Raw genomic sequence first — 7,153 nt, 5'->3', positions numbered from 1 at the left:
GAATCCATACGTTCACACAATCTCCAAAATTTATGCGCTTTAAAGTTAGTCACCAGTCACCAGTCACCAGTCACCAGTCACCAATCACCAGTCACTAGTCACCAGTCACCAGTCACTAGTCACTAGTCACTTCTTCCTTTTCCCTTCACTTCTGAAAAGCATGACTGAAGCTTTAACGGGTAATGTTACCAGTCGGAAACCAAATACCTTCATGCCCTGCATAATTCGTGAGGTTCCTGTTTTTTCCATTATAATATCGCGCAGGTAAACATAATCTTTAAAGCCGGTCGATTCGCAGATGACCAATGCCAGCAAGGCACCGGTAAGCGTTAGAATAAGCAGGTTTACACCATGGCTGTAAGGCAATAAGAGTCCGAGGCTGTAAACGATTCCGCTAACGAAGACAGCCATTACAAATGAAGGCAGAATATCCCTTACCTGGGCCATGAACGAATAACCGATCATTTTGCGGCTCCAGTGATTGTTGAGGTAAAAATCGAGCAGGGTGTTTACCATCATGCCGATGATCATCACTTTAATGCCATAAATTACGCCTAATATAATGGCCGGTACGGCTGTAATTTTCTTTATAACCTCCAGTTTCAGGAACAGGTCAGAGCGGCCTTTTACCTGGATGATGTTTAAGTTAAGCACATGCAAGGGGAAAAACATGCCAACAAAGCAAAGCATGCGGAAATAATCCACCGAGTTGTGCCACTTTTCACCTATCAGGGTGATGATCATTGGTTCAGCCATGGCGGCAAGTGCCATCATGAATAAAAAGGTAATGAACATGGTGTACCTGATGAATTTCCGGTAAACGGCCACCAGCCGCTCGTTATCATCCTGCACGCTGCAGAGAACAGGATAGCTGACACGCTGCACAATACCTGAAATATTCTGAGAAGGCATGCGGTTGTATTCGTCGGCTTTGGTGAAAAAACCAAGCTGTGCGGCTGAAAAATAACGGCCTATGAGCAGATAGTATACATTATTATAGAAATTGTCGATGAGGCTGCTTGCCAGTAATTTACTGCCAAAGCCAAACAACTCTTTAAACGATTTCATGCTGAATACAAGCTGAGGTTTCCAGCGGTTCCAGATGAAGAGACAGACTGAATAGATAAGTTCGCGGCTGAGGCGCTGGGCTACAAGGCTCCAAACACCCAGTCCGTTAACAGCCATTGCAACAGCCACCACCCCTGAGCCGGCAGAGGCTATGAACGACACCCGCGCCTGGGTTTTGAAATCGAGGTTGCGGGTTAAGATTGTTCGTTGTATAAGGGTTGCCGCATCAATAATAAGTACCAGTCCCAGTACCCTGACAATAGCGGTAAGCTGTGGCTCATTGAAGAAGCGGCTAATAAAAGGGGCACCAATAAAGAGGATGCCGAAAAAGGCAATACCGGCAAACAGGTTAAAAAAGAATACGGTGGAGTAGTCAGATTGGGTACACTCTTTTTTGCGGATAAGTGCACTGGTAAAGCCACTATTTATAAATGCCTCCGAAAGTGCAAAAAATACCAGCACCATGCCTATAAGCCCGAATTCGCGGGGCATGAGCAGCCGGGCCAGAATAATACCTGCCATAATATTAATCCCCTGGCCGGCAATGGTATCTATGAAGCTCCAGAAGAGGGCAGTGATGGTTTTTTCTTTAAGTTGCATTTTTATGGTTGTTTTCGGTTGCTGGTTTTGAGAATCAATGATTTGAGATTTGAGATATCAGATTTGAGATTTGAGATTTGAATCCTTCAATTTCAAATTTCAAATTCTAAGGCAAAAGAGATTCCACAGATTGAGAAATTTCTGAATAGATTAATTATCAAGGGTTTCTGGAGATTTATCATGCCAGCTGGTCCTGCGGTTCATCGGTGGAATTACTGATGCTGGGGAAAGGTTCTACACTTCCACCTCACTCTTTTGCTGGGCGTGGGGCGAAAGAACAAAGCACCGCGTTGCACGCTGGACCCTTCAACTGTTCCGTTTGCACAGGTCAGTCCGCTGAACGAAAATGCTGAGCGCTAATTAAGCGGAATATAAACCAACGGTATCATCTTATAAATGACCAGGATGAAAATGAGGCCGGTAATAAAGGAAGACACAAAATTCAGCCAGGTGTCAATACCGGCAAAGGGGAAAATAAAAGCAAACGAGATGAGGAAAGGATACAGAACCACGTGGTTCAACCACCTTCTGCGCTGATCAAGATCATCATGAAGGGAGCGGTGGGGCACTTTACGAAGGAAATACCACCCGAACCTTCTTACCGAGAAATAGATTAACATCAGCAGAAAGAGGGAAGTAAAGATCTTTACCGGCATATTTACCAGCAGCCATTCCATTGCCACCCCAATGCCCTGAAACTCAAAAATACCGCTTACCAGTCCTGCCAGCACAATCAGTACCATCTGAAACGACAGCCAGGTAATAGCCATCTGCAGGAAAATATTATTTCTTCGCCTGAGTATATGGGGCAGGAATATTCCGGCCAGAGCAAACATGAGGTAGGGCAGGGTGTAGATGAAAATAACTTTTCCCTCAGTCCAGTTGCCTTGTCCCCCGGTAAGGTATGTGACTTTAAAAATGGAAAAGTCGAAATTAATATGGTTGATTTTCAGAAAGACCGATAAAATGGCCGAATCGGTAAACCTTACCAGCATGAAAGAGCATAAGCAGAAGATGGCAGAAATGGCCGTGTATTTGTTAAGATTCAAATCCATTACCTCCGGTTTGATTGGATTTTTCAAAAGTACTTTATTTTTTAGAGTTAAAACACTGATTGAATAAGGGTTTTCAATGTAAATGCAATGGATTGTAGAACAAGAAAAATATTTCTATACTTTTGTTATCGCGAAAAAGAGGGGTTAAACATTGCAACTTAACTACAAAAACTACATCAGGCAATTCCTGCTAGAGAGAAGTGATAAGTTTCTGCCACAATGGCTTGTTCTTATCAAGGATGTATTCATTGTGTGCTTTTCTTTTGTTATTGCCTATACGCTTCGCTATAATTTCCAGCTAAACAATGAGATCAGAAGCGACATGTACCACCAGCTGGTATATATTATTTTATTCGTAACCACTGCTTTTCTTTTCACCGGCCTTTATAAGACCATTATCAGGCATACAGGCGTCAGGGATGCCATACTTGTAATGAAAGCGATGTCATTTGTTGTGGCAGCGCTGCTGATAATCAATACTCTCAATAACTTTTACGTCCATTACTGGCTCTCGCACATACCGTATTCAATCATTATCATCTTTTATGTGATAGCAATAGCACTTCTGGTGACCACCAGGTTTGCGATAAGGCTTATATATTACTGGATGAAATCGCAGGGTGATTTTGTGAACGTGTTGATCTATGGTGCCGGATCAGCTGGTATTATCACAAAAAACGTTCTGCAGGCTGACCTTGACAGGCGCGTAAAAGTGGTTGGGTTTGTTGATAACCACCCTGGAAAAATTGGGAAGACCATTGAGGGCGTTTTCGTATATTCTGCCGGAGTGCTTAATCCCAAATTCCTTAGCGAGAAAGGTGTTAAGGAAGTTATTTTTGCGATACAGAAAATTGAGAAGGATCAGAAACGAGAGCTAATAGAGGAACTACTGCTTCAAACGCAGCTCGAGGTAAAGGAGATTCCGCCTGTTGCCCACTGGATTAATGGCCAGCTCTCGGTAAAACAGATCAGCCGCGTAAAGATTGAAGACCTGCTTCAACGGTCAGAAATACGCCTTGATAATGAGCATATGCGCGAACAGCTCACCGGAAGGCGCGTTATGGTGACCGGTGCTGCCGGAAGTATTGGGAGCGAAATGGTACGCCAGCTTTGCCAGCTGGATGTTCAGCAGCTCATAATGGTTGATCAGGCCGAAACGCCTATGTTTGACCTTGAGAATGAACTGAAGGAACGGTTTCCCGAAATGGTGGTTAAATTTGAGTTCATTATTGCCAATGTTGGTGATAAGTCGATGATGGAACAGGTGTTTGCTGAATTCACCCCTGAAGTGATTTATCATGCTGCCGCATACAAACATGTTCCCATGATGGAGCAAAACCCATATGAGGCCGTGCGGGTAAATGTTTTTGGAACCAAAGTAATGGCTGACCTGGCCTCCAGGTTCCGCGCCGAGAGGTTTGTGATGATCTCAACCGACAAGGCCGTGAACCCAACCAATGTTATGGGCGCAACCAAGCGTGCTGCTGAGATATACATACAAAGCCTGAACCACGATTTTACCAATAAAACACGCTTTATTACCACCCGCTTTGGCAATGTGCTGGGAAGCAACGGTTCGGTTATTCCGATTTTTGAGAAACAAATTGCTGCAGGCGGTCCTGTTAAAGTTACCCACCCTGAGATAACCAGGTACTTTATGACCATCCCGGAAGCCTGCCAGCTGGTGCTTGAGGCCGGTGCACTTGGTAACGGAGGTGAAATTCTGATGTTTGATATGGGCAAGCCGGTGAGGATTGCTGACCTTGCCTTCAACATGATCCGATTGAGCGGACTGGAACCGGATAAGGATATTAAGATAGTATATACCGGACTACGTCCTGGTGAAAAGCTTTATGAAGAATTGCTTTACGACAAGGAAAAGGGCATACCAACGCATCATCCCAAGATATCGATAGCAAAAGTGAGATATAACAGGCTTGCTGACGTTGTTGAAACACTCGCTGATTTGTCGCATTCAATGGAACTAAATGATAAGATGGTGCTTGTGGCAGCCCTTAAAAAGATGGTGCCTGAGTTTAAGAGTAATAATTCGGTTTACCAGGTTTTGGATAAGGTAGGATGAAAAATATCTTTACGCTTTTTTTGCTGCTGATTTTGTCGGTGAGGCTTATCGGACAGCCTGTAACATTGCCATTTGAACATAAGCTGCGTATTGAATACGAGCGGAATCTGGTGAAAGATGGTAAAGCATGGCATGCGATTTATCCGATGAGGATTGAAACCGGCGAAAAAGACCCGGCTTATCCAGGGCTTTACAGGGGAGCACCGGGGGCTATGAATAAGTCGTTCAGGGCATGGCTCAACCGCAAGGTGTTTTATGAGCCGTTGATTATAGTGGATACCATGGGATTAAAACTGAAGATTGATCCCATGATTTACTTTGAAACCGGCAATGAGATTTCATCAGGCAAGGATCAGCCGGTTGCTGAAGGCCAGCCGGGAACGGGATGGAAAGATGGCCGGAAAACATGGGTTAACACCAGGGGTATACGCGTGGATGGCAGCATTGGCAAACAGGTGGCATTCCATTCGGCATTCTTCGAAAGCCAGGCTGTTTTCCCGACATGGATCGATGCACAATCAAGAAACCTTAATGTAGTGCCCGGTCAGGCAATGTACAAGAGTTTCAAGTCAGGTGGATTTGATTACGCTTTCGCGGAAGGCCATGTTTCCTATTCACCATCACAATATTTTAACTTCAGGCTCGGGCATGGGAAGAACTTTATTGGTGATGGCTACAGGTCGCTGTTACTGTCAGATGTTGCCTTTAATTACCCATACCTGGCCATCAGCACCCAGGTATGGAATATACAGTATATTAACATCTACAGCCAGCTGCAGGATATCAGGGCTCCCAAGGGCGGTTACTGGCATCCGTGGCAGAAAAAATACACCACCACCCATTACCTGAGCTGGAATGTATTGCCCTGGCTCAATATGGGATTGTTTGAATCGATTGTGTGGCAGGCCTCTGATTCAACAGGGGTGAGGGGCTTTGATGTCAACTACCTCAACCCGATCATCTTTTACAGGCCGGTTGAATTCTCCCTTGGTTCACCTGATAATGCTTTGCTCGGTGGCTCTTTACGCTTCAGGGTCCGAAAATCGAACTTCATTTATTGCCAGCTTATGCTGGATGAGTTTAAACTCGAGCATGTGTTGAAAGGCGATGGATGGTGGGCAAACAAACACGGATTCCAGGTTGGGATAAAATCATACGACCCGTTCAAAATATCAAATCTCTTTATACAGGCCGAATATAACCACGTAAGGCCATACACCTATGCCCATAACTCTCCGGTTCAGAATTACGGCCATTATAACCAGCCATTGGCGCACCCGCAGGGGGCTAATTTCAGGGAAGCTTTGCTGATACTCAACAAACGCTTTCACCGATGGCAGTTTGAGCTTAAATCAGTCTATGTAGTTTATGGTGCTGATACAGCAGGCCTTAGCTTCGGACACGATATATACCGCTCATATTACGACTTTGTAAATGAATTCGGGAATACAATAGGGCAGGGACTAAAAACAACCCTCTGGCAGCATGACATCAGCGCAGGTTGGATTGTTAATCCGGCTACCAATCTTATGTTCAATGCAGGGCTGACCATCAGGCAACAAAATAACGAACTGGCCGACAACCAAACTGTGCATTTCTGGTTTGGTATTAGGTCATCGGTCTTCAACCGCTATTACGATTTCTGATTAACCGAGTTATTTATTATATTTGTCCATCAAAACATCCTTCATCATGATCAGGAACCTTGGGTCACAGAATTCCATTTTCAATCAATACCTTGCTGAAGTGAGGGATGCCGTTGTTCAAACCGATAGCCTCCGTTTCAGGAAAAACATGGAACGCATGGCTGCAATCTTTGCCTATGAGATCAGCAAAGGGCTTGAGTATACGCCCAAAGAGGTGACTACCCCGCTTGGAGTGGCCGAAGTTCCGGTATTGAAAGAATACCCGGTGCTTGCTACCATACTAAGGGCAGGTTTGCCAATGCATGCGGGTATGCTTCAGGTTTTTGACAAATCGGAAAACGCTTTTGTTTCAGCTTACCGCAAGCACCGCAAGGATGGCAGTTTTGATGTTCAGGTAGAATATGTATCAGGCCCGCAGCTGACTGACCGCCTTGTGATACTGGCCGATCCCATGCTTGCCACCGGTTCTTCACTGGTACTCAGCTACAATGCACTGCTCACCAAGGGCAAACCAAAACATATGCATATTGTAACCCTTATTGCCAGCATGGAAGGGGTTGAATACTTGCGCAAGAACCTCTCGTCGGATGATATTACCCTGTGGGTTGGGGCCATTGATGATGAGCTTACCGCGCAGTCATATATCGTACCGGGACTGGGTGATGCAGGCGACCTGGCATTTGGTGCTAAAATTTAAGGGG

The 7,153-nt window shown here is 45.0% G+C and carries 5 protein-coding genes; 3 read left to right on the top strand and 2 right to left on the bottom strand.

Features of this window, described 5'->3' with window-relative positions; genetic code table 11:
• Positions 1 to 126: 126 nt before the first annotated feature.
• Both VK179_04420 and VK179_04415 read right to left on the bottom strand, forming a co-directional pair.
• Positions 127 to 1,668 (bottom strand): lipopolysaccharide biosynthesis protein, encoded by a 1,542-nt coding sequence (locus tag VK179_04420; GenBank protein HLO57962.1) that lies wholly within the window; start codon positions 1,666 to 1,668, stop codon positions 127 to 129.
• 356 nt (positions 1,669 to 2,024) lie between these two features.
• Complete coding sequence (locus VK179_04415) at positions 2,025 to 2,723, bottom strand: hypothetical protein (protein HLO57961.1); 699 nt, start codon at positions 2,721 to 2,723, stop codon at positions 2,025 to 2,027.
• A 151-nt stretch (positions 2,724 to 2,874) separates the two neighbouring features.
• Here VK179_04415 and VK179_04410 point away from each other — a divergent pair, with 151 nt between their 5' ends.
• The 3 genes from VK179_04410 to upp are packed head-to-tail and all read left to right on the top strand — an operon-like array spanning position 2,875 to position 7,149.
• Positions 2,875 to 4,806: a nucleoside-diphosphate sugar epimerase/dehydratase gene (locus tag VK179_04410; GenBank protein ID HLO57960.1), complete on the top strand. Its 1,932-nt coding sequence runs from the start codon at positions 2,875 to 2,877 to the stop codon at positions 4,804 to 4,806.
• Positions 4,803 to 6,452: a hypothetical protein gene (locus tag VK179_04405; GenBank protein ID HLO57959.1), complete on the top strand. Its 1,650-nt coding sequence runs from the start codon at positions 4,803 to 4,805 to the stop codon at positions 6,450 to 6,452. Before VK179_04410 ends, VK179_04405 begins: the two co-directional genes overlap by 4 nt.
• 46 nt (positions 6,453 to 6,498) lie before the next feature.
• Positions 6,499 to 7,149, top strand: a complete 651-nt coding sequence (upp, locus tag VK179_04400) for a uracil phosphoribosyltransferase (protein ID HLO57958.1) — start codon at positions 6,499 to 6,501, stop codon at positions 7,147 to 7,149.
• The last annotated feature ends 4 nt before the right edge of the window (positions 7,150 to 7,153 follow it).

It is taken from the genome of Bacteroidales bacterium (assembly GCA_035299085.1).
Lineage (GTDB): Bacteria > Bacteroidota > Bacteroidia > Bacteroidales > UBA10428 > UBA5072.
Note: the sequence above shows the minus strand (reverse complement) of the source record. Positions and strands in the feature narration are given on the sequence as shown.

Excerpts from the sequence above, each read along its gene's own strand:
- VK179_04420 (HLO57962.1), bottom strand. The coding sequence starts at position 1,668 with ATGCAACTTAAAGAAAAAACCATCACTGCCCTCTTCTGGAGCTTCATA.
- VK179_04415 (HLO57961.1), bottom strand. The coding sequence starts at position 2,723 with ATGGATTTGAATCTTAACAAATACACGGCCATTTCTGCCATCTTCTGC.
- VK179_04405 (HLO57959.1), top strand. The coding sequence starts at position 4,803 with ATGAAAAATATCTTTACGCTTTTTTTGCTGCTGATTTTGTCGGTGAGG.
- upp (HLO57958.1), top strand. The coding sequence starts at position 6,499 with ATGATCAGGAACCTTGGGTCACAGAATTCCATTTTCAATCAATACCTT.